The sequence below is a fragment of the Pseudomonas sp. MF08831 genome, assembly GCF_059862645.1.
Genome location: NZ_JCBCUX010000001.1, coordinates 118,299 through 138,899 on the forward strand (window position 1 = coordinate 118,299; position 20,601 = coordinate 138,899).

Annotated in this window: 21 protein-coding genes, 1 tRNA gene and 3 pseudogenes; 17 read left to right on the plus strand and 8 right to left on the minus strand. The window is 59.1% G+C overall.

The window, feature by feature from the left end; all coding sequences use genetic code 11:
• Positions 1–34 precede the first annotated feature (34 nt).
• Positions 35–409 carry a c-type cytochrome gene (locus tag AC19YS_RS00565; protein ID WP_106578254.1) on the plus strand — a complete coding sequence of 125 codons (375 nt, stop codon included), beginning with the start codon at positions 35–37 and terminating at the stop codon, positions 407–409.
• On the opposite strand, the gene AC19YS_RS00570 is transcribed toward AC19YS_RS00565, so the two are convergent.
• Positions 410–2,431: an LTA synthase family protein gene (locus tag AC19YS_RS00570; protein WP_200623817.1), complete on the minus strand. Its 2,022-nt coding sequence runs from the start codon at positions 2,429–2,431 to the stop codon at positions 410–412.
• Positions 2,432–3,262: 831 nt separating this feature from the next.
• A pseudogene (locus AC19YS_RS00575) lies at positions 3,263–3,571 on the minus strand (hypothetical protein); the annotation flags it as partial.
• On the opposite strand from AC19YS_RS00575, the pseudogene AC19YS_RS00580 reads away from it, so the two are divergent.
• A pseudogene (locus tag AC19YS_RS00580) lies at positions 3,571–4,062 on the plus strand (sensor histidine kinase); the annotation flags it as partial. The pseudogenes AC19YS_RS00575 and AC19YS_RS00580 overlap by 1 nt on opposite strands.
• Before the next feature lie 222 nt (positions 4,063–4,284).
• Here AC19YS_RS00580 and AC19YS_RS00585 read toward each other — a convergent pair.
• From AC19YS_RS00585 to AC19YS_RS00595, 3 genes are read right to left on the minus strand one after another with little or no spacing between them, the layout of a single operon-like run.
• The gene (locus tag AC19YS_RS00585) at positions 4,285–4,908 is read right to left on the minus strand and encodes a DUF3916 domain-containing protein (protein ID WP_500600634.1); all 624 of its coding nucleotides are present in this window, start codon (positions 4,906–4,908) and stop codon (positions 4,285–4,287) included.
• Positions 4,909–4,939: 31 nt separating this feature from the next.
• On the minus strand, positions 4,940–5,191 hold the full coding sequence (locus AC19YS_RS00590) for a colicin E3-like toxin immunity protein (protein WP_124418422.1): 252 nt from the start codon (positions 5,189–5,191) through the stop codon (positions 4,940–4,942).
• A gap of 6 nt (positions 5,192–5,197) precedes the next feature.
• Positions 5,198–6,352 carry an S-type pyocin domain-containing protein gene (locus tag AC19YS_RS00595; RefSeq protein ID WP_500600636.1) on the minus strand — a complete coding sequence of 385 codons (1,155 nt, stop codon included), beginning with the start codon at positions 6,350–6,352 and terminating at the stop codon, positions 5,198–5,200.
• A 361-nt stretch (positions 6,353–6,713) separates the two neighbouring features.
• Between AC19YS_RS00595 and AC19YS_RS00600 the strand changes: the two are divergent.
• Positions 6,714–6,853: pseudogene (locus tag AC19YS_RS00600) on the plus strand (DUF3077 domain-containing protein); the annotation flags it as partial.
• A 226-nt stretch (positions 6,854–7,079) separates the two neighbouring features.
• Positions 7,080–7,715: a LysE family translocator gene (locus tag AC19YS_RS00605; protein WP_500600638.1), complete on the plus strand. Its 636-nt coding sequence runs from the start codon at positions 7,080–7,082 to the stop codon at positions 7,713–7,715.
• An 8-nt stretch (positions 7,716–7,723) separates the two neighbouring features.
• Here the strand turns inward: AC19YS_RS00605 and AC19YS_RS00610 are convergent, their stop codons facing one another.
• Positions 7,724–8,053, minus strand: coding sequence for a hypothetical protein (locus AC19YS_RS00610; protein ID WP_500600640.1), 330 nt, complete (start codon positions 8,051–8,053; stop codon positions 7,724–7,726).
• 94 nt (positions 8,054–8,147) lie between these two features.
• Positions 8,148–8,232, minus strand: a tRNA-Leu gene (locus AC19YS_RS00615).
• A gap of 108 nt (positions 8,233–8,340) precedes the next feature.
• On the opposite strand from AC19YS_RS00615, the gene queA reads away from it, so the two are divergent.
• The 6 genes from queA to AC19YS_RS00645 all read left to right on the plus strand — a co-directional run bounded on the left by queA (position 8,341) and on the right by AC19YS_RS00645 (position 14,429).
• The gene (gene queA / locus AC19YS_RS00620) at positions 8,341–9,405 is read left to right on the plus strand and encodes a tRNA preQ1(34) S-adenosylmethionine ribosyltransferase-isomerase QueA (RefSeq protein WP_119736825.1); all 1,065 of its coding nucleotides are present in this window, start codon (positions 8,341–8,343) and stop codon (positions 9,403–9,405) included.
• Between the two features lie 5 nt (positions 9,406–9,410).
• Complete coding sequence (tgt, locus tag AC19YS_RS00625; RefSeq protein WP_003175976.1) at positions 9,411–10,526, plus strand: tRNA guanosine(34) transglycosylase Tgt; 1,116 nt, start codon at positions 9,411–9,413, stop codon at positions 10,524–10,526.
• 43 nt (positions 10,527–10,569) lie between these two features.
• Positions 10,570–10,908 carry a preprotein translocase subunit YajC gene (yajC, locus tag AC19YS_RS00630; protein ID WP_003175975.1) on the plus strand — a complete coding sequence of 113 codons (339 nt, stop codon included), beginning with the start codon at positions 10,570–10,572 and terminating at the stop codon, positions 10,906–10,908.
• A 62-nt stretch (positions 10,909–10,970) separates the two neighbouring features.
• Positions 10,971–12,839, plus strand: a complete 1,869-nt coding sequence (gene secD / locus AC19YS_RS00635) for a protein translocase subunit SecD (protein WP_106578266.1) — start codon at positions 10,971–10,973, stop codon at positions 12,837–12,839.
• Between the two features lie 9 nt (positions 12,840–12,848).
• Positions 12,849–13,763: a protein translocase subunit SecF gene (gene secF, locus AC19YS_RS00640; protein ID WP_106578267.1), complete on the plus strand. Its 915-nt coding sequence runs from the start codon at positions 12,849–12,851 to the stop codon at positions 13,761–13,763.
• Positions 13,764–13,886: 123 nt separating this feature from the next.
• A complete protein-coding gene (locus tag AC19YS_RS00645; RefSeq protein WP_015885750.1) occupies positions 13,887–14,429 on the plus strand; it encodes a glycine zipper 2TM domain-containing protein in 543 nt (180 codons plus the stop codon).
• Between the two features lie 203 nt (positions 14,430–14,632).
• On the opposite strand, the gene suhB is transcribed toward AC19YS_RS00645, so the two are convergent.
• Positions 14,633–15,448 carry a type III secretion system regulator SuhB gene (suhB, locus tag AC19YS_RS00650; RefSeq protein WP_003175971.1) on the minus strand — a complete coding sequence of 272 codons (816 nt, stop codon included), beginning with the start codon at positions 15,446–15,448 and terminating at the stop codon, positions 14,633–14,635.
• Positions 15,449–15,593: 145 nt separating this feature from the next.
• Between suhB and trmJ the strand changes: the two genes are divergently transcribed.
• The 7 genes from trmJ to hscB all read left to right on the plus strand — a co-directional run bounded on the left by trmJ (position 15,594) and on the right by hscB (position 20,562).
• Positions 15,594–16,364: a tRNA (cytosine(32)/uridine(32)-2'-O)-methyltransferase TrmJ gene (gene trmJ / locus AC19YS_RS00655; protein ID WP_003210307.1), complete on the plus strand. Its 771-nt coding sequence runs from the start codon at positions 15,594–15,596 to the stop codon at positions 16,362–16,364.
• A 2-nt stretch (positions 16,365–16,366) separates the two neighbouring features.
• Positions 16,367–17,152 carry a serine O-acetyltransferase gene (cysE, locus tag AC19YS_RS00660; protein WP_106578268.1) on the plus strand — a complete coding sequence of 262 codons (786 nt, stop codon included), beginning with the start codon at positions 16,367–16,369 and terminating at the stop codon, positions 17,150–17,152.
• Positions 17,153–17,437: 285 nt separating this feature from the next.
• Complete coding sequence (gene iscR / locus AC19YS_RS00665; protein ID WP_003194020.1) at positions 17,438–17,929, plus strand: Fe-S cluster assembly transcriptional regulator IscR; 492 nt, start codon at positions 17,438–17,440, stop codon at positions 17,927–17,929.
• Between the two features lie 50 nt (positions 17,930–17,979).
• Positions 17,980–19,194: an IscS subfamily cysteine desulfurase gene (locus tag AC19YS_RS00670; protein ID WP_057723964.1), complete on the plus strand. Its 1,215-nt coding sequence runs from the start codon at positions 17,980–17,982 to the stop codon at positions 19,192–19,194.
• 99 nt (positions 19,195–19,293) lie between these two features.
• The gene (iscU, locus tag AC19YS_RS00675) at positions 19,294–19,680 is read left to right on the plus strand and encodes a Fe-S cluster assembly scaffold IscU (RefSeq protein WP_003175965.1); all 387 of its coding nucleotides are present in this window, start codon (positions 19,294–19,296) and stop codon (positions 19,678–19,680) included.
• 28 nt (positions 19,681–19,708) lie between these two features.
• Positions 19,709–20,032: an iron-sulfur cluster assembly protein IscA gene (gene iscA, locus AC19YS_RS00680; RefSeq protein ID WP_003209680.1), complete on the plus strand. Its 324-nt coding sequence runs from the start codon at positions 19,709–19,711 to the stop codon at positions 20,030–20,032.
• Between the two features lie 8 nt (positions 20,033–20,040).
• On the plus strand, positions 20,041–20,562 hold the full coding sequence (gene hscB / locus AC19YS_RS00685) for a co-chaperone HscB (RefSeq protein ID WP_106578269.1): 522 nt from the start codon (positions 20,041–20,043) through the stop codon (positions 20,560–20,562).
• The last annotated feature ends 39 nt before the right edge of the window (positions 20,563–20,601 follow it).

Sequence of the window (20,601 nt, forward strand, 5' to 3'; positions counted from 1 at the left end):
TAATCGCCCCACCGTTGCCTGATGTGGAGCCTTCATGAAGCACGCCTTATTGACCCTCGCCCTGATTCTCACCACCGGCCCGGCTTTAGCGGCAGGCGATGCCGAGGCCGGCGGTAAGCTTTTCAGCAAGACCTGCGGCGGTTGCCACAGCATCGGCGAAGGCGCGCGCGGCGGCTTCGGTCCGCAGCTTAACGGCATCATCGGCCGCCCTGCCGGCACCACCACGGACTACCAGTACTCCGACGCGATGAAAAACTCGGGCGTGGTCTGGACCCGCGACAAACTCGCCGCCTATATCGAGGCGCCAAAAAAAGTCGTCAGCGGCACGCGCATGATCTTCTGGGGCATCAGCGACCCGCAAAAGATCGAAGACATCCTGGCCTACCTCGAAACCTTCCAGCCCAAATGATCACTCGCGCACGTTCCTGAACAGCATCAACCGCGCACTTTCATGCAGCCCGCGCGTCAGGCCCTGCAGGCGGTGAAACTCTTCAGGGTGCTGCTTGGCCACGTCTTCGCGAGGTGTTTGCGACGCCAGGTCATGCAGGGTTGGTGAACTGCCATCGTGTTGCATCTGCAACAGGAAGTCCTGGGTCACGCCGCCGATAATCGGGAACGTGCCCTCGTGCAACACCAGTGGCACCACACGTTCGCCTTCCGGGGCCGGCTGCTGGATGTCGCGGCCCATCGCGCCAGTGCGAAAGGGGATGCCTGCCATGCCGGCGACTGTCGGCAACAAATCCGCAAGGCCCACCGCCTCTTCAATCATCCGTGGTTGCAGGCCCGGCGCGTGGATCAGCAACGGTACGTTGTTGCTTTCCAGACCCAGTTGCTCGAAGGCCGGGGCCATGTGCGGTATCTGGCTGATGCGGGTGTTGTGGTCGCCGAAGAACACAAAAATGCTGTTGTCGTACCAGCCGCCGGCCTTGGCGATGTCCATCAGGCGGCCGATGTTGAAGTCCAGTAAACGCACTGCGTTGTACTGCTCGACGCTGCGCGAGCCAGCGGCCTGGGCCTGTTCCAGGGTCACGTCTCTGACCTGGAAGCCGTCGTTCTGCTTGGGAATGGTGAACGGGCGATGGTTGCCGGAGGTTTGCACGTAAGCGAAGAACGGCCTGTCCTTGGGCACGGCGCGCAGCAGTTGGTCGCCCTCCTTGAACAGGTCCAGGTCAGAGATGCCCCACACGTCCACCCGCGGTGAGCGCCAGTAGCTTTCGTCAAACAGCTGCACGCCATCGATGCTTTGGCGGATCAGCGCATTGATATTCGCCCAGCCAGCGTTGCCGTTGATCATGTAGAACTTCTGGTAGCCCTCGAACGCGTTGATCAACGTGTGCTGCCGCGTGATCAGCGGGTTACGCGTGGCGGTCTCCTGGCGGGTCACATCGGGCACGCCGGTGATGCTCGCCCACACGGTTTTGGCGGTGCCGGTGACGGGCACATAGAAGTGTTTGAAGAACCAGCTTTGCGTTGCCAACGTGTCCAGGTTCGGTGTGGGGTTCAGCGGGTTGCCGTAGGCACCGACGGCGCTGGTGCCGAGGGATTCGAGCATCACGAAAATCACATTGGGCGGGCGCTCGCCTTGCAGACGGTAGGGTTGCACGCCTTGTTCGCGGGTGAAATTCAGTTGTTGGGGATCGGGCTGGTCAACGCCCAGATACTCGGCAACCTGCGCATAATGTTCGCGCACTGTGGCTTCATCGAATTGCGCCTGGCCGACCTTGAGCGTGTCGTACAAAAACAGCACCGGGTTCAGGCCCACGGCGGCAACCTGGCTGTTGCCGGAAAAAAACGCATCGCTCCAGCGCAGCGGCACCGGGTTTTCCAGGTTGAGGTTGGCCACGCGGCCAAGCAGCGCCAGCAGCACGGCGACAACGCCGACGACGGCCACACAAGCCACGGCCCATTTGCTGATGACTGTGGGTTCGCGATCCAGGGTCAATCGCTCCAGGCACATCAACGCCCATACCCACAGCGCCACGGCGGCCAGCCAGCAGGCGGTTATCCACAGCACCGGGTAGGTTTCCCACACCATCTGTTGCGAAATCTGTGCGTCTTGCGGGTAGCGCAACACGGTCGCGTTGATGCGCACGCCGAGGTAGGCGTAGTGGCCGAAGTCGATGATGTACACCAGGCCGACCACGGCCAGGGCTACGACCAGATAGCCGCGCGCCAGCCAGCGCAGGGCGGGCAGGGTGGTGAGGTTCCAGCGGGGAAGCCAGGCCAGCACGGCCAGTGGCAACATGATCAACACGGCCAGGCGCAGGTCGAAACGCAGGCCGATGCCCAGGGTTTCCGCCAGCGCCGGGGTGTTTAAATCCAGACCGGAAAAGCTGATCAAAAACACCAGCCGCAGAGCCGCCAGCAACGCAAATACCAACCCGATCGCGCCCATGCCGTAGCGCAGGCTGCGTGATTGCAACACACCCATCATTGACCTCTACTCAGTCTCACAAACACCACACAGCAAATGTGGGAGCGGGTTTGCCCGCGATAGCGGTGGTTCAGTGCCAGCGTGGTTGCCGGACACGCCGCCTTCGCGGGCAAGCCCGCTCCCACAGGTTGAGTTGCATTAACCGGGTGACTACGCAGTAGCCCGCCAGAACCGGATCGACCCCATTTGATCGCTCCTTCCCAATTTCCAAAACGACACCACTCCAATGTGGGAGCGGGCTTGCTCGCGAAAGCGGTTGATCAGTGCCAAAGTTGTTGCCTGACACGCCGCCTTCGCAGGCAAGCCAGCTCCCACAGTTTGGATCGTGTTAACCAGTGACTACGCAGTAGCCCGCCAGGAGCGGATCGCCATCGGTGACCCTTCCCAATCTCCAAAACGACGCTGATCAAAGGTGGGAGCGGGCTTGCCCGCGAAAGCGGTTGATCAGTGCCAAAGTTGTTGCCTGACACGCCGCATTCGCGGGCAAGCCCGCTCCCACAGGTTGAGTTGCATTAACCCGACGACTACGCAGTAGCCCGCCAGAACCGGATCGACCCAATCGGATCGCCATCAGTGACCCTTCCCAATTTCCAAAACGACACCACTCCAATGTGGGAGCGGGCTTGCCCGCGAAAGCGGTGGTTCAGTGCCAGCGTGGTTCCCTGACACGCCGCATTCGCGAGCAAGCCCGCTCCCACAGGTTGAGTTGCATTAACCCGGCGACTACGCAGTAGCCCGCCAGGAGCGGACCGCCATCGGTGACCCTTCCCAATCTCCAAAACGACGCTGATCAAAGGTGAGAGCGGGCTTGCCCACGAAAGCGGTTGATCAGTGCCAAAGTTGTTGCCTGACACGCCGCCTTCGCGGGCAAGCCCGCTCCCACAGGTTGAGTTGCATTAACCCGACGAATACGCAGTAGCCCGCCAGGAGCGGATCGATCAGGTAATCCCAATAGTTCTCCGACGCCTTGAGCCGCAGTGCGAAGGCCAGGGTGCCCACTGCCAGCATCCACACCGCCAACGTGTTGCGCAGCCAGAGCAGCAGTAACGCCGCCGCGCCCACCAGTACAATCATCGGCCGCGGGTTGAAGCCCCAACGGTAAGGGTCGTAATACGTCAGGCCCATCGTGGCTGGATACGCGTATTGGCAGCCAGTTGCTGACCATGGCGCGCATCGAACCGCAACTGAACAACCCCGTGTGTAAGCCTGTGCAACTGACGGAACTGGTGCGCGAAGAACTGGCTGAGCTGACGCCACTGGCGATGGAGAAGGGTGTGGAGCTGGTGCTGGAAGGGGAAGAAGAATGCTGGGTGCAAACTGAGCCGGTGGCGCTGGCGATTGCGTTGCAGAACCTGGTGACCAATGCGCTTAACTTTTCGCCTGCGGGCAGTGAAGTGAAAGTGGTGATCGACGCTGACTGCTTGAGCGTGGAAGACCAAGGTCCGGGGATTGATGAAGCGGAAATGGAGCGGTTGTTTGAGCGGTTTTACAGTCGGGATAACGCTAATGGCGCTGGGCTGGGGTTGGCGATTGTAGAGATGATTGTGGGGAAGATTGGATGCAGGCTTACGCTGCACAATCTGGAGCAGGGCGGCCTGCGCGCGCGGCTGGTATTTAACGAAACCTGAATCAACCCCGGCTCAAATGTGGGAGTTGTCGAGCCCCAGCGAGGCTACGATGGGATCGCCTCGGTACGCCTGACTGACCGAAGCACTTGCATCGCTGCGCTCTTATGTCCTTTGCGCCTCTAGCGGCAAAAAATCCGTCTGGTACGCCGCGAAGGCGACGCGGAACAGCGCATGAAAACACGGAGATAGTGTGTTGAGGGACAGTGACTAGGCCAAGTAGAGCTAAGAGATCGGGCCGAACAAATGCGGGTGCTGCGCCTGGAAGGACCTGAAGGTCTGGTACTTCCAGCGCTCACCACCTGGGTCTTCGTCTGTCGTGCTGACCTCGCCGAAGTACCAGTGCTCTGACTCGAAGATATCTCCGTCTTCATTCTCGTGAACGAAGTGAAAGCCGACTTCGTGAAGCCCCGGTGGGATGGTCAGGCTCCATTCTTTGGCCAGGCTTCGGCCAGTGATTCGAGCTTGGCGAAAGTACTCATAGTCGAAAGGTTGAGTGTGGCCGAGATAGCGAGCTTTATCGGTGTAGATACAGACGCGGCTTGAGAACATATCCGGAACCATGACGCAGGCGACAACCCAGCATTCCGGGGCGTCGTCTGGTCGCGCTTTAAGCAGATGGCCTGAGACATTGATCAACTGTTGAGCACAGTGCGCCTGAATTTGCGGTGTGGTTTGTTTGCCCTCAACAAGATTTTCGATGACTGGGATTCTTTCGGTTACGTAGTCAGGTTGAGGCGGTAATTCTTCGTAGAAACAGCCTTCGAAGCTGTCGGCCCAGCGGCTCAGGGCTCTTAGGCGCCTGGGGATGTTGCGGAGCTTTTTGTTTGTTAGTGAAAGTCTGCGCATGGAGTCTTATTTTTCCTAAGTGAGGTCACAGTTATGCATCTTCGTAATCGAGTGCTATGAAATAGTCGCTGTCTGTAAGAGCGATTTCATGAGCGAATAAGGGTTGCACAAGCGATAGCCATTCCCGGCGCAGTTCAAACATGCCGTTATTGACTACCTCCTCCTTCGAGAGCCCTAGCGTTGTGACAACGGAGTAGTCCTCCCCCAGATCCTTTGAGTCTTCGGTGCCAACCAACCATTCCGTGGTTTTGTCGAACCAATCTAATCTCACTTTGAGTCCCATATAGCCTCACAAGTATTTAGCGATGTTTCGTTTTTTGTTTGCCGGTTTCAGCTGCTCGCCCGTTATATGACTGAATGCCCCGATGTGGCTTCCATCACTTGCTCGATAGGCTTCTAGCTCGCCGTGTTGTGAATCCCATTCATAGATTGTCCGCCCTTTTTCATCAATCCAGCGTTCTCTTAACCCACCGCCGCCCTGTTTTGGAGTTTTAGGCTTTGCCTTTATCAGGTTCAAAAATCCGGTTATTTGCTCCGCTTTAGGCGCCTTGTGGTACTTGTGATCCCCAGCCCGAACGCTAACCACCACATACAGCGGCCGAACCCCCGACTCCACTGGAAACACCAGAATAAAATCCCGATACTCCGGCGGATAAATCGGGTTCACCAGAATCTGTGCGGCCTTCTCCGTCGGGGGGTAAATCCAAATCACCGGCGCTTGCGGCGCAGCTTCCAATGCCGGAATACCCAGCGTATCCCCCGGATCAACCGCAGGCGTCCAGATCAGTTCCACGCCCTCACCCAAATCCGCCACAAACTGGTCGCCACGGCTTTGGAACTGCACCACATCAATCATCTGCCAATCGGCAGTGTTGCCCGTGTAAAACCCGTACCCCTTGAGCGTACCGTCCCCACGCTGCTCGACATGCAAACGCATCTGCGACCGCGCCCGTTGCAGCGAACGCAACTGCTCCTCGCTGTAGAGCGCGCTATCACCCAGCTCCGACGGCCAAGCCAGCGCCACCAAGCCCGCCAATAAACCACCGGCTACAGTGCCAGCGGCGGTTGCTGCGGATTCCACCACCGCCGAACGCAACGCCAACTGCCCCAAGCCAACGGGCAGGGCACTGCCGCTGATCTTGCGCAAAGCAACCGCGCCTCGGCTGTCCACCTCGCGCCCACCCAACAGGCTGAAGTGGCCGTAATCCTTGATCAGCTCCAACGGTACGTAACCGCTGGGGTCGTTGTAGCGAATGATGCCGTCGGGCAGTTGGCAGGGTTTGGTGAACACGCAACCGGGAAGCTTCGCGGGCGTAGGCGCCGGTGCAGGTGTTCGGTCGAGCAACACCATGGGCGGCGAATAGGGCACCCGTTTCGGCTGCGGCATCAGGATTCGTCGTTTGAGTTGTTCTTCTTCGGTGATGGGGTACACGCGTTCTGACATGACGGGCTCACTTCCTTGTGCGAGGGAGTGAGCGTACGAGGTGGGATCAGAGGCTGATGTCGGGTTTGTTCGATGGTGTGCGTGGGAAAAGTCAGCTGGTTTCTAGCGACCCAAAAATGGGGAGTTGGGGTTGCTGATGTTAGTGCCTACAGGCAGGTAGGACCGTTCTGAATTTGCTCCTGCGTCATCTTTAGCTCCTAAGCGTTTGCTACGGTCGCGAGCCAAATACGCGATGGATACGCCGAATGCTCACGTTCAACACCCTTTGGAAAAACCATCCCGAAATTTTCGGAGACGCTGCTCCATGCCGAACCAACGGCGCCAAGAATTTCAGTGATCAATGCGCGATCAACCTTGGCGTGCCGCCATGGACAACAGCGCGGATCGCTGCGCCTGGGCGGCGCATTATTTGGGGGAGATGGCGAAGGCGGTGGTGGATGATTTGGCCAATGGGATGTTGCCGAATGGGTGATGGAGGAGGGTGACGCTGTTGGTGTGTAGGCGGGTGAGTTGAGGGTGTGGCAGCTGGCGTCTTCGCAGGCAAGCCAGCTCCTACAGTGGAGGGTGTACATCCGTTGAGTCAGTGTTAGCAGTAAAAGAGACCTTGGGGCGCCAAGGTCTCTTTATTTGTCTATGTGTATGACGTTTTGCTCGCGGATCTGTATCTAACGGCCTGCTTTTCAACGCCCTACCATGGTGCCCAGCACAACTCTTAAGGAGCGACACCATGCCCGAACTGTCCAGCTGGCTGGCCTACGGCCTGATCTCACTCGGCATGGTACTCACGCCCGGGCCGAACATGATTTACCTCATTTCCCGCTCGATTTGCCAGGGGCGCACGGCCGGGTTGATCTCACTGGGCGGCGTTGCGTTGGGCTTCCTTGTTTATATGTTTTGCGCGGCATTGGGCATCACCGCGTTGGTGATGGCGGTGCCGTTTGCCTACGACGCGCTGCGACTCGGCGGGGCGTTGTACCTGGTGTACCTGGCCTGGCAGGCGGTCAAGCCGGGTGGTCGTTCGCCCTTTCAGGTTCGGGAATTGCCCCAGGACAGCCCGCGCAAGCTGTTCATGATGGGCTTTGTGACCAACCTGCTGAACCCCAAAGTGGCGGTGATGTATTTGTCGCTACTGCCGCAGTTCATCGACCCGAACGGGCATGGCAGCGTGCTGACGCAGTCCCTGGTGCTGGGCTTTACGCAGATTGCCATCAGCGTGAGCGTTAACGCGTTGATTGCCATGATGGCGGGCTCCATCGCGGTGTTCTTCGTCACCCGCCCGGGCTGGCAGGTGGTGCAGCGCTGGGTGATGGGCTCGGTGTTGATGGGGTTGGCGGTGCGAATGGCGGTTGAAGGGCGGCGGTAAGTCGCTTGTTACAGGATGGCTTTCAGGTAGTCCTTGAGTGCGTCGAGCGGGGCATTGAGTGCTTCGAGTGTCGGCGCTTGGCGCACGTCCACCGCGAGCCGTTGCAGCTCACGCCCCATCACTGTGTTTGGCCCGCCCAGGGAGTCGAGTGCTAACGTCAGGCATTCATCAAGCTTGAGTTGAATCGTGGCCAAATCCCCCTGACGCACCAACAAACCGAATACCTCGCGCTCATACCCGTCCATGACCAGGTCATCGCGCAGAATCGGGCTCGCGCCTTCGGTCTCATGCACCAGCTTGAGAGCAAAAAGGGCAACAGCTTCCAGCGTCAATTCCATGGTCCCGGCTCCTTAACGTCTGCGTTCGCCTGCGGCTGCTCACTTTTCGACAGGCGAAAAAAAAGACCTTGAATTTCAAGGTCTTTCTTTAAGATGGTGCCCCGAGGGAGACTCGAACTCCCACTCCTTTCGAAAACGGATTTTGAATCCGCCGCGTCTACCAATTCCGCCATCAGGGCTCAATGGCGGCGAAGTATAGAGATGAGATTACCGTTGGTCAATCACGTTTCATGGTCTATTTTCACTATTTCCGCTAGACTTCCCGGCCCTGCTAGACGAACCCCATCATGCGCGTTGCTGACTTTACTTTTGAGCTCCCTGATTCGCTGATCGCTCGCCACCCTTTGGCCGAGCGTCGCGCCAGTCGACTGCTGACCCTGGACGGGGTGAGCGGTGCCCTCGCACACCGTCAATTCACTGATTTGCTTGAGCATTTGCGCCCAGGCGATCTGATGGTGTTCAACAATACCCGGGTGATTCCGGCACGGCTGTTTGGCCAGAAAGCGTCCGGCGGCAAGCTGGAAATTCTGGTCGAGCGGGTGCTGGACAGCCATCGCGTGCTGGCCCATGTGCGTTCCAGCAAGTCGCCGAAACCGGGCTCGAGCATCCTCATCGATGGCGGTGGCGAGGCCGAGATGGTCGCGCGCCATGACGCGCTGTTCGAGCTCAAGTTTGCCGAAGAGGTGTTGCCGCTGTTGGAACGCGTCGGCCATATGCCGTTGCCTCCTTATATAGACCGCCCCGACGAAGACGCGGACCGCGAGCGCTACCAAACGGTGTACTCCCAGCGCCTGGGTGCTGTTGCCGCGCCGACGGCCGGGCTGCACTTTGACCAGCCGCTGCTGGATGCGATCGCCGCCAAAGGCGTCGAAAGCGCCTACGTGACTCTGCACGTGGGGGCCGGCACGTTTCAGCCGGTGCGTGTGGATAACATCGAAGACCACCATATGCACAGCGAGTGGCTGGAAGTCAGCCAGGAAGTGGTGGATGCGGTGGCGGCGTGCAAGGCGCGCGGCGGTCGTGTTGTGGCGGTGGGCACCACAAGCGTGCGGTCGTTGGAGAGTGCGGCGCGTGATGGCGTGCTCAAGCCGTTCAGCGGCGACACCGATATCTTTATCTTCCCGGGCCGGCCGTTTCATGTGGTCGATTGCCTGGTGACCAACTTCCATTTGCCGGAATCCACGCTGTTGATGCTGGTGTCGGCATTTGCCGGTTACCCGGAAACCATGGCCGCTTATCAAGCTGCCATCGCCAACGAGTACCGTTTTTTCAGCTACGGTGATGCGATGTTTATCACCCGAAACCCTGCGCCGACTGCTCCTAAAGAAGCGGGCCCTGAGGAACAACTATGAGTCGTATGTCGTTTGAATTGTTGGCCACGGATGGCAAGGCTCGTCGTGGTCGCCTCACGTTTCCGCGCGGCACCGTCGAAACCCCGGCTTTCATGCCCGTGGGCACTTACGGCACCGTCAAAGGCATGCTGCCGCGTGACATCGTCGCCACCGGCGCCGAAATCATCCTCGGCAACACCTTCCACCTGTGGCTGCGCCCGGGCACGGAAGTGATCAAGAAGCATGGCGACCTGCATGACTTCATGAAGTGGCAGGGCCCGATCCTCACCGACTCCGGTGGTTTCCAGGTGTTCAGCCTGGGCGCCATGCGCAAGATCAAGGAGGAGGGCGTGACCTTCGCCTCGCCGGTCGACGGTTCCAAGGTGTTCATGGGCCCGGAAGAGTCGATGCAGGTGCAGCGCGACCTGGGCTCCGACATCGTGATGATCTTTGACGAATGCACGCCGTACCCGGCGGACGAAGACGTGGCGCGTATCTCCATGGAGCTGTCGTTGCGCTGGGCTCAGCGTTCGAAGAATGCCCACGGCGACAACACCGCGGCGCTGTTCGGTATCGTTCAGGGCGGCATGCACGAAAGCCTGCGCAAGCGCTCGCTGGAAGGCCTGGACAAGATTGGCTTTGACGGCCTGGCCATCGGCGGTTTGTCGGTGGGCGAGCCCAAGCACGAGATGATCAAGGTGCTGGATTACCTGCCAGGCCTGATGCCGGCTGACAAACCTCGTTACCTTATGGGCGTTGGCAAACCGGAGGATCTCGTAGAGGGTGTGCGCCGCGGTGTGGACATGTTCGATTGCGTGATGCCAACCCGTAATGCCCGCAATGGGCATCTGTTCATCGATACAGGCGTGCTGAAGATCCGTAACGCGTTCCATCGCCATGATGATTCGCCGCTGGATCCCACCTGTGACTGCTACACCTGCCAGAACTTCTCGCGCGCTTATCTGCACCATCTGGACAAGTGCGGGGAAATGCTGGGTAGCATGTTGAATACCATCCACAATTTGCGTCACTACCAAGTCCTGATGGCTGGTTTGCGCGAGGCTATTCAACAGGGTACATTGGCCGCCTTCGTCGATGCCTTCTATGCCAAGCGCGGGCTCCCTGTGCCGCCCTTGGACTGAGTTTTCCGACCCTAAGATTCACTATTTGCAACTGGAGTGCTAAATGAGCTTTTTTATCTCTAATGCCATGGCTGACGCCGCTGCGCCTGCCGCTGCCGGCCCTATGGGCGGTGGTTTTGAGTGGATTTTCCTGGTCGGCTTCCTGGTTATTTTCTACCTGATGATCTGGCGTCCACAGGCCAAGCGCGCCAAAGAGCAGAAAAACCTGCTGGGCAGCCTGCAAAAAGGCGACGAAGTTGTGACCACTGGCGGCATCGCCGGCAAGATCACCAAGGTTTCCGATGCTTTCGTGGTTCTGGAAGTCTCCGACACCGTAGAAATGAAGTTCCAGAAGGGCGCCATCGCCGCCACGTTGCCAAAAGGCACGCTCAAAGCGATCTGAGTAACAACCTTTACCAATCGACGGGGCGCGCAAGGCGCCCCGCGTTATAAGCGGGCGGCGTGATGCTGAACAAATACCCTCTGTGGAAATACGTACTGATCCTGGCGGTGCTGGCGATCGGTTTTATTTATTCCGCTCCCAATCTTTATCCTGATGACCCTGCGATCCAGATCACGGGCGCCAGCACTTCGCTGCAAGTCAATCAGGCTGACCTGGAACGCGCGAGCAAAGCGCTCACCGACGCGGGCATTCAGGTTAAAGCGGCAACATTGGCGGCTGATGCGAAGGGCGGCTTGTTGCGCCTGACCAAGGCAGAAGACCAATTACCGGCCAAAGACGTTGTGCGCAAGGTCATGGGTGACGACTACGTTGTCGCGCTGAACCTGGCACAGACCACGCCAAAGTGGCTGCGCAGCATTGGCGCGCACCCGATGAAGCTGGGTCTGGACTTGTCCGGTGGTGTGCACTTCCTGTTGGAAGTCGACATGGACAAAGCCCTCGACGCACGCCTGAAAGTCTACGAAGGCGATGTGAAGAGCCTGCTGCGCAAAGAGAAGTTGCGTTATCGCAGCCTGCCGCAGCTCAACGGTGCCATCCAGCTGGGCTTCTCTGACGAAGCGTCCCGCGAACAGGCCCGTGCGCTGATCCGCAAGAACTTCAACGATTTTGACATCGTGCCGGCCGACCTCAATGGTCAACCTGTACTGCGTCTGGCGATGACCCCAGCCAAGCTGGCGGAAATCCGCGAATACTCCATCAAGCAGAACTTGACCACGGTACGTAACCGCGTCAACGAGCTGGGTGTGGCTGAGCCGATTGTTCAGCGTCAAGGCGCCAACCGCATTGTGGTTGAGCTGCCGGGCGTGCAGGACACTGCTGAAGCCAAGCGTATCCTGGGTAAGACCGCCAACCTGGAGTTCCGTCTGGCTGCTGAGCCGGGTGCTTCTCGCGCGACTGCCGAAGAATTCGAGTTCCGTGAAGGTAACCGTCCTCCAGCGTTGATCGAGCGTGGCTTGATCATCACCGGCGACCAGGTCACCGACGCCAAGGCAGGTTTTGGCGAGCACGGCACGCCTGAAGTGAACATTCGTCTGGATGGTCATGGCGGCGAATTGATGAGCCGCGCCACGCGCAGCAACGTTGGTCGCAGCATGGCGGTGATCTTCATCGAGCAGCGCCCGATCACCACCTACACCAAGCAAGTGGTCAACGGCGTCGAGAAAGACGTGCCGGTGCAGACCTTCAAGGAAGAGAAGAAGATCATCAGCCTGGCGACCATCCAGTCGCCGCTGGGTGCTCAATTCCGCATCACGGGCCTGAACGGCCAGGGCGAATCGTCCGAGCTGGCACTGCTGCTGCGTGCCGGTGGTCTGGCGGCGCCGATGTACTTCGCTGAAGAGCGCACCATTGGCCCGAGCCTGGGTGCTGACAACATCACCAAGGGTATCGACGCAGCCTTGTGGGGCATGCTGTTCGTGTCGCTGTTCATCATCGCCATCTACCGCTTCTTCGGTATCATCGCCACCGTGGCCCTGGCGGGCAACATGGTCATGCTGCTGGCGCTGATGTCGCTGCTGGGCGCTACGCTGACCCTGCCAGGCATCGCCGGTATCGTACTCACCATGGGTATGGCGGTAGACGCCAACGTACTGATCTTCTCGCGGATTCGTGAAGAGATCGCGGCGGGCATGACCGTACAACGTGCAATCAACGAAGGCTTCGGCCGGGCATTTACCGCTATTCTCGACTCCAACTTGACCACTTTGCTGGTCGGCGGGATTCTCTTTGCCATGGGCACCGGCCCGGTCAAAGGTTTTGCGGTCACCATGTCCCTCGGTATCTTTACCTCGATGTTCACGGCCATCATGGTGACCCGCGCAATGGTCAACCTGATCTTTGGCGGGCGTGACTTCAAGAAGTTGTGGATTTAAGGGGCTGCCATGTTACGTACAATCAACTTCATGGGCGTTCGCAACATTGCGTTCGGCGTCACTGTGCTCCTTACCGTTCTGGCGCTGTTCAGCTGGTTCCATAAGGGCCTGAACTACGGTCTGGACTTCACCGGCGGTACGCTCATCGAGCTGACCTACGAGAAGCCGGCCGACGTTACGCTGGTGCGCAACGAGCTGGTCAAGGCCGGCTATCACGAAGCCATCGTGCAGAGCTTTGGTGCGACCACCGACCTGCTGGTGCGTATGCCAGGTGAAGACCCGCAACTGGGTCACCAGGTAGCCGAAGCCTTGCAGAAGGTCGGCGGCGACAACCCGGCGTCGGTCAAGCGCGTTGAGTTCGTAGGCCCGCAGGTGGGTGAAGAGCTGCGCGACCAGGGCGGCCTCGGCATGCTGATGGCGCTGGTCGGCATCATGATCTACCTGGCGTTCCGCTTTCAGTGGAAGTTCGGCGTCGGCGCAATTGTGTCGCTGATCCACGACGTGATCGTGACCGTGGGTATCCTCGCGTACTTCCAGATCACCTTCGACCTGACGGTGTTGGCGGCGGTGCTGGCGATCATTGGTTATTCGCTCAACGACACCATCGTGGTATTCGATCGGGTGCGTGAAAACTTCCGCGTACTGCGCAAGGCGTCGCTAATCGAGAACATCAACGTCTCGACGACCCAGACCCTGCTGCGGACCATGGCGACATCGATCTCCACCTTGCTGGCGATTGCTGCGTTGATGATCTTCGGTGGCGACAACCTGTGGGGCTTCTCCCTGGCGCTGTTTATCGGCGTTCTGGCGGGTACCTACTCGTCGATCTACATCGCCAACGTGGTGCTGATCTGGCTGAACCTCAACAGTGAAGACTTGATCCCTCCTGCCGCTACCGGCAAGGAGGTCGACGACCGTCCTTGACGGGCGCTTGTTGACACGCTGTTACAAAGAAGGCGCGAGTATTGAACTCGCGCCTTTTTTTTTGCTCCAAGGCTGGGTATAGCGCGGACGTTTCGGTCCGTTTGTGATGGTCAGGAGGTTCACGTGAACAAGTCGTTGCTGGTTGGTGCGGTATTGGGTGCTGTCGGTGTGACTGCCGGGGGTGCTGTTGCCACCTACAGCCTGGTAAAAAGCGGCCCTGAGTATGCGCAAGTGCTGGCGGTGCAGCCGGTGAAGACCCAGATTAAAACCCCGCGCGAGGTCTGCAAGGACGTCGCCGTAACCCGGCAGAAGCCGGTGCAGGATCAACATCAAATCGTCGGCACCGTGGTTGGTGCGCTGGCCGGTGGCCTGTTGGGCAACCAGGTCGGTGGCGGTAATGGCAAGAAGCTGGCGACTGTAGCCGGTGCGGTGGGTGGCGGTTACGCCGGTAACAAGGTTCAGGAAGGCATGCAGAACCGCGATACCTACACCACCACACAAACCCGTTGTAACACCGTCAACGACATCAGCGACAAGGTTGTCGGCTATGACGTGCGGTACACCCTGGATGGCAAAGAAGGTTCGGTGCGCATGGACCGTGATCCAGGTGGCCAGATTCCAGTGGATAAAGAAGGTCGTTTGGTCCTGGGGCAAAACCAGCAGTAATTCCAGGCCGAGCGCGGTTCAAAATGTGGGAGCGGGCTTGCTCGCGAACGCGGAGTGTCAATCAACAGATTTATTGACTGGCTACCGCTTTCGCGAGCAAGCCCGCTCCCACATTGGGTATGGGTGACGCTGGAATTGCCGTATCGCCCAAATGACAGGCATAAAAAAAGCACCCCTCGGGGTGCTTTTTTGTGCCCGCTCGCTTAGCGCTTCAGCGAAGCCGGCAGGTGCGGCTGGATCGCCGTCAGTACAGCCTTGAAGCACTTGGTGTTACCGGCAACGACGTGGCCTTTCTCAAGGAAGTCGTGGCCGCCAGTGAAGTCGCTCACCAAACCGCCAGCTTCTTGAATCAGCAGGGCGCCTGCGGCCATGTCCCACTCGGACAGGCCCGACTCCCAGAACGCATCAAAACGACCGGCAGCTACATAGGCCAGGTCCAGGCTGGCTGCGCCAGCGCGACGGATACCGGCGGTCTGGCCAACCAGGGCGCGGAACATGCCCAGGTAGTTTTCCAGGTTGTCCATCTGGTCGTCACGGAACGGGAAGCCCGTGCCCAGCAGGGCGCCGTCCAGGCTGGTGCGACCGCTGACACGCAGACGGCGACCATTCAACTGGGCCCCACGGCCGCGGCTGGCGGTGAATTCTTCCTGGCGAACCGGGTCCAGAACCACTGCGTGTTCCAGGCGGCCGCGGTATTTGCAGGCAATGCTCACGGCAAAGTGTGGAATGCCGCGCAGGAAGTTGGTGGTGCCATCCAGTGGGTCGATGATCCACAGGTAGTCTTCGCCTTCGCCGCTGCCTTTGTGCAAACCGGTTTCTTCGCCGAGGATGCCGTGGGTAGGGTAGGCCTTGCGCAGAGCGTCGATGATTTTCTGTTCGGCGGCGCGATCCACCTCGGACACATAATCCTTGGCGTCTTTTTCGTCGACCTTGATGGTATCCAGGCGCTCGATGGAGCGGAAGATCAATTCACTGGCGCTGCGGGCGGCGCGCAGCGCGATATTCAGCATGGGCTGCATGGATGTGTCACCTAAGGTTGTTAAAGAAAGCCGGGCATTCTAGCAGAAACTTTCTTCAGGTGAAGGACGACGTTAGCTTTCATGGCATAACCTTAGGCTGTTCTGTAAGATTTGCTCCCCTTTCCCGTGTCCGAGAGCGCCTCCCTTGCTGCAAAACATTCGTGTCGTTTTGGTCAATACCAGTCATCCCGGCAACATCGGCGGGGTGGCGCGAGCCATGAAAAACATGGGGCTGACGCGCCTGGTGCTGGTCGAGCCGCGCGTGTTCCCGCACCACGAGGCCGATGCCCGTGCATCCGGCGCCAATGACATCCTCGAAAAAGCCCAGGTCGTCGCCACGCTGGAAGACGCCTTGGTCGGCTGCAACCTAGTGCTCGGCACCAGCGCCCGCGACCGTCGCATCCCCTGGCCGCTGCTGGATCCGCGCGAGTGCGGCACCAAAGTAGTGGAAGAAGCTGCCGGCGGCGCAGAAATCGCCTTGGTATTCGGCCGTGAAGACTCCGGCCTCACCAATGAAGAGCTGCAGCGATGTCATTACCATGTGCACATTCCATCAGACCCTGAATTCAGTTCGCTGAACCTCGGGGCGGCGGTGCAGGTATTGAGTTATGAAGTGCGCATGGCCTGGCTGGCCGCTGAAGGTCAGCCGAGCAAGGTAGAAAAGGATGAAGTCGCATCGACCAAGAGTGGCGAACTGGCCACGATGGACGAGCTGGAGCGATTCTATGAGCACCTGGAGCAAACCCTGGTGGCCATCGAATTCCTCGATCCGGAGAAACCACGGCACTTGATGGCGCGCCTGCGTCGCTTGTACGGGCGCAGCTCGGTCAGTCGAGCAGAGATGAATATATTGCGTGGCATCCTCACGGAAACCCAGAAAGCGGCCCGTGGCGAGCTGCTTAAGCGGAAGGATTAAAAATGTTCGAGCGTTTGCGAGAAGATATCCAGAGTGTTTTCCACCGTGACCCGGCGGCGCGCAACGCCTTTGAAGTGCTGACCTGCTACCCGGGCATGCACGCGATCTGGATTCACCGCCTGTCCGGCGCGTTGTGGGGCATGGGCTGGAAATGGCTGGCGCGCGTGGTGTCGAACTTCGGCCGCTGGTTGACCGGCATCGAGATTCACCCGGGTGCCAAGGTGGGGCGTCGCTTCTTTATCGACCATGGCATGGGCATTGTGATTGGCGAGACCGCCGAAATCGGTGATGACGTGACCCTGTATCAAGGCGTGACGCTGGGTGGCACCACCTGGAATAAAGGCAAGCGCCACCCGACTTTGGGTGATGGCGTGGTGGTAGGGGCGGGCGCCAAGGTGCTCGGTCCCTTTACGGTGGGTGCCGGTGCCAAAGTAGGTTCCAATGCTGTGGTGACCAAGGCCGTGCCGCCTGGCGCCACCGTTGTGGGCATTCCTGGGCGGATCATCGTCAAGCCGGAAGTCGGCGACGAGCAGGAAGCCAAGCGCAAGGCCATGGCTGAGAAGATCGGCTTCGATGCTTACGGCGTCAGCGAAGACATGCCTGACCCCGTGGCGCGTGCCATTGGGCAATTGCTTGACCACTTGCAGGCAGTTGACGGCAAGCTGGACGGCATGTGCGGCGCGTTGAAGGAGCTGGGCAGCAGCTATTGTGCGAAAGATCTGCCTTCGCTGCGCGAAGAAGACTTCGCTGAGATCAAGAGCGAACACGCCACAACCAAGGCTGGGTGAGCGCGGCCCCTGTGGGAGCTGGCTTGCCTGCGATAGCGGTCTGCCAGCCACCCTTTCATTGCTGATCCACCACTTTCGAGGGCAAGCCAGCTCCCACATTTGATCTCCACTGGTCTTGAGATAAGGCTTGGGCCCTGTTCCCGCTGTTCGATCCCACCCCATCCTGCTATGATTCGCGCGCCCTTTTTACGGGTAATCCTGACTAAAGTACTAGGTCTTATAGTTGACTTAAATACTCGGGAATCGCATACTTGCTCCCATTCTGAAACACCTTGGTACTTGTCCATGAGACTGACTACAAAAGGCCGATACGCGGTAACCGCCATGCTTGACCTGGCCTTGCACGCGCAAACTGGGCCGGTGTCCCTGGCCGATATCTCCGAGCGCCAAGGCATTTCCCTGTCCTACCTCGAACAGCTGTTTGCCAAATTGCGCCGTAGCAACTTGGTTTCCAGCGTACGTGGGCCGGGTGGTGGCTACCAACTGTCCCGTGACATGCAGGGCATTCAAGTAGCCCAGGTGATTGACGCGGTCAACGAATCCGTCGATGCCACCAAATGCCAGGGTTTGGGTGATTGCCACGCCGGCGACACCTGCCTGACGCACCACTTGTGGTGTGACTTGAGCCTGCAGATCCATGAGTTTTTGAGTGGTATCAGCTTGGCTGATCTTGTGACTCGCCGTGAGGTGCAAGAAGTAGCCCAGCGTCAGGACCAGCGCCGTTGCAACACCAAGGCGCCGCGTCTGGACAAGATCGAAGCGTCCGCCGTCGAGTGACAGCCGCAGAGCTAACGGCACGCCAGCCAGCCTGATTTAGGAGAAAGTCCATGAAATTGCCGATTTACCTTGATTACTCAGCGACCACCCCGGTTGATCCGCGTGTCGCGCAAAAGATGAGCGAATGCCTGCTGGTTGACGGAAACTTCGGCAACCCGGCCTCCCGTTCCCACGTGTTCGGCTGGAAAGCCGAGGAAGCGGTCGAGAATGCTCGTCGCCAGGTTGCTGACCTGGTGGGCGCCGACCCACGCGAAATCGTCTGGACCTCCGGTGCTACCGAGTCCGACAACCTGGCAATCAAGGGCGCGGCGCATTTCTACGCGACCAAAGGCAAACACCTGATCACCACCAAGATTGAGCACAAGGCTGTCCTCGACACCATGCGCCAACTGGAGCGTGAAGGTTTTGAGGTCACCTACCTCGAGCCAACCACCGACGGCATCGTCACCCCGGCCATGATCGAAGCCGCGCTGCGTGAAGACACCATCCTGGTTTCCGTGATCCACGTGAACAACGAAATCGGCACCATCAACGACATTGAAGCCATCGGCGAGCTGACCCGTTCCAAGGGCATCCTGCTGCATGTCGACGCGGCTCAGTCCACCGGCAAGGTCGACATCGACCTGTCGAAACTGAAAGTCGACCTGATGTCGTTCTCCGCCCACAAGACCTACGGTCCTAAAGGCATCGGCGCGCTGTACGTGAGCCGCAAGCCTCGCGTGCGCATCGAAGCCACCATGCACGGCGGCGGTCACGAGCGCGGCATGCGTTCCGGCACCCTGGCGACCCACCAGATCGTCGGCATGGGTGAAGCCTTCCGTGTAGCCAAAGAAGACATGGCTGCCGAAAACGTGCGCATCAAGGCGTTGAGCGATCGCTTCTATAAGCAGGTCGAGAACCTTGAAGAGCTGTACATCAACGGCAGCATGACCGCCCGTGTACCGCACAACCTGAATTTGAGCTTCAACTACGTCGAAGGCGAGTCGCTGATCATGGCGCTCAAGGACCTGGCGGTTTCGTCCGGTTCGGCCTGTACCTCGGCCTCGCTTGAGCCTTCGTACGTGCTGCGCGCCCTGGGCCGCAACGACGAATTGGCACACAGCTCGATCCGCTTTACGTTCGGCCGTTTCACCACCGAAGAGCAAGTCGACTACGCCGCGCAGAAAGTCTGCGAAGCCGTCAACAAGCTGCGCGTTCTGTCGCCGCTGTGGGACATGTACAAAGACGGTGTCGACATTTCCAAGATCGAGTGGGCGGCACACTAAATATAGAAGCCGCCACCCAAGCTCTGTAGGAACGTGGCGGAAAACGCAGGCGTTTTTACAGGGTTCCAGAGCGGCCCTGATGAGTGAGGATTCAGTACCATGGCTTACAGCGAAAAGGTCATCGACCACTACGAAAACCCGCGCAACGTCGGCAAGATGAACGCGGAAGACCCTGATGTCGGCACTGGCATGGTCGGCGCTCCGGCGTGCGGCGACGTTATGCGCCTGCAGATCAAGGTCAACGACGCTGGCGTTATCGAAGACGCCAAGTTCAAGACTTACGGCTGCGGTTCCGCCATTGCCTCAAGCTCCCTCGCGACCGAGTGGATGAAAGGCAAGACCCTGGATGAGGCTGTCACCATCAGCAACACCCAGCTGGCCGAAGAACTGGCCTTGCCGCCAGTGAAAATTCACTGCTCCGTACTCGCAGAAGACGCCATCAAGGCGGCCGTTCGCGACTACAAGCAGAAGAAAGGCTTGATCTAAGCATTTGGCGACGAGTAAGGAGTCAACGATGGCTATCAGCATGACAGAAGCGGCTGCGCAGCACATTCGCCGCTCCCTGAATGGGCGCGGTAAAGGTGAGGGGATTCGTCTGGGTGTTCGCACCACGGGCTGTTCCGGCCTTGCCTACGTGCTGGAGTTTGTCGACGAGGTGGTCGAAGAGGATCAGGTGTTCGAAAGTCACGGCGAGAAAGTGATCATCGACCCTAAAAGCCTTACCTACCTGGACGGCACCGAGCTCGATTTCGTCAAGGAAGGGTTGAACGAAGGCTTCAAGTTCAACAACCCAAACGTGCGCGGTGAATGTGGCTGCGGCGAAAGCTTCAACATCTGAGGCTATCTGTGGGTACTCCTTGTCATTTCGCTTTATTCGAGCTGCAGCCGAGCTTTCGGCTGGACCTCGAGCAGCTTGCCACGCGCTACCGAGAATTGGCGCGTGGCGTGCATCCGGACCGCTTCGCTGACGCTTCCGAGCGTGAGCAACGCCTGGCGCTGGAGAAGTCGGCCAGCCTCAATGAAGCCTATCAGACGCTTAAAAGCCCCCCGAAACGCGCGCGTTACCTGCTCGCGATGAATGGTGGCGAGTTGCCGATTGAAGTCACGGTGCACGACCCGGACTTCCTGATGCAGCAGATGCAGTGGCGCGAAGAACTCGAAGACTTGCAGGACGAAGCCGATGTGGCCGGTGTCGCAGTCTTCAAGCGCCGTCTGAAAGTGGCCCAGGATGAGCTCAACGAAAGCTTCGCAGCCTGTTGGGATGATGCAGCGCAACGTGAACAGGCCGAACGCCTGATGCGGCGCATGCAGTTCCTCGACAAGCTCACCTACGAAGTGCGCCAGCTAGAAGAGCGCCTCGACGATTAACCCAGTGCTGCCCGTGCACGCCTGATAGACAGATAAGAC

What these genes read in the sequence shown, in the direction of transcription:
- secD (WP_106578266.1), top strand. Translation starts at nt 10,971, where the DNA reads ATGCTGAACAAATACCCTCTGTGGAAATACGTACTGATCCTGGCGGTG.
- iscU (WP_003175965.1), top strand. Translation starts at nt 19,294, where the DNA reads ATGGCTTACAGCGAAAAGGTCATCGACCACTACGAAAACCCGCGCAAC.
- iscR (WP_003194020.1), top strand. Translation starts at nt 17,438, where the DNA reads ATGAGACTGACTACAAAAGGCCGATACGCGGTAACCGCCATGCTTGAC.
- AC19YS_RS00570 (WP_200623817.1), bottom strand. Translation starts at nt 2,431, where the DNA reads ATGGGTGTGTTGCAATCACGCAGCCTGCGCTACGGCATGGGCGCGATC.
- tgt (WP_003175976.1), top strand. Translation starts at nt 9,411, where the DNA reads ATGTCGTTTGAATTGTTGGCCACGGATGGCAAGGCTCGTCGTGGTCGC.
- AC19YS_RS00595 (WP_500600636.1), bottom strand. Translation starts at nt 6,352, where the DNA reads ATGTCAGAACGCGTGTACCCCATCACCGAAGAAGAACAACTCAAACGA.
- queA (WP_119736825.1), top strand. Translation starts at nt 8,341, where the DNA reads ATGCGCGTTGCTGACTTTACTTTTGAGCTCCCTGATTCGCTGATCGCT.
- AC19YS_RS00590 (WP_124418422.1), bottom strand. Translation starts at nt 5,191, where the DNA reads ATGGGACTCAAAGTGAGATTAGATTGGTTCGACAAAACCACGGAATGG.
- AC19YS_RS00605 (WP_500600638.1), top strand. Translation starts at nt 7,080, where the DNA reads ATGCCCGAACTGTCCAGCTGGCTGGCCTACGGCCTGATCTCACTCGGC.
- AC19YS_RS00670 (WP_057723964.1), top strand. Translation starts at nt 17,980, where the DNA reads ATGAAATTGCCGATTTACCTTGATTACTCAGCGACCACCCCGGTTGAT.
- iscA (WP_003209680.1), top strand. Translation starts at nt 19,709, where the DNA reads ATGGCTATCAGCATGACAGAAGCGGCTGCGCAGCACATTCGCCGCTCC.
- yajC (WP_003175975.1), top strand. Translation starts at nt 10,570, where the DNA reads ATGAGCTTTTTTATCTCTAATGCCATGGCTGACGCCGCTGCGCCTGCC.
- suhB (WP_003175971.1), bottom strand. Translation starts at nt 15,448, where the DNA reads ATGCAGCCCATGCTGAATATCGCGCTGCGCGCCGCCCGCAGCGCCAGT.
- AC19YS_RS00585 (WP_500600634.1), bottom strand. Translation starts at nt 4,908, where the DNA reads ATGCGCAGACTTTCACTAACAAACAAAAAGCTCCGCAACATCCCCAGG.
- secF (WP_106578267.1), top strand. Translation starts at nt 12,849, where the DNA reads ATGTTACGTACAATCAACTTCATGGGCGTTCGCAACATTGCGTTCGGC.
- AC19YS_RS00610 (WP_500600640.1), bottom strand. Translation starts at nt 8,053, where the DNA reads ATGGAATTGACGCTGGAAGCTGTTGCCCTTTTTGCTCTCAAGCTGGTG.
- AC19YS_RS00565 (WP_106578254.1), top strand. Translation starts at nt 35, where the DNA reads ATGAAGCACGCCTTATTGACCCTCGCCCTGATTCTCACCACCGGCCCG.
- cysE (WP_106578268.1), top strand. Translation starts at nt 16,367, where the DNA reads ATGTTCGAGCGTTTGCGAGAAGATATCCAGAGTGTTTTCCACCGTGAC.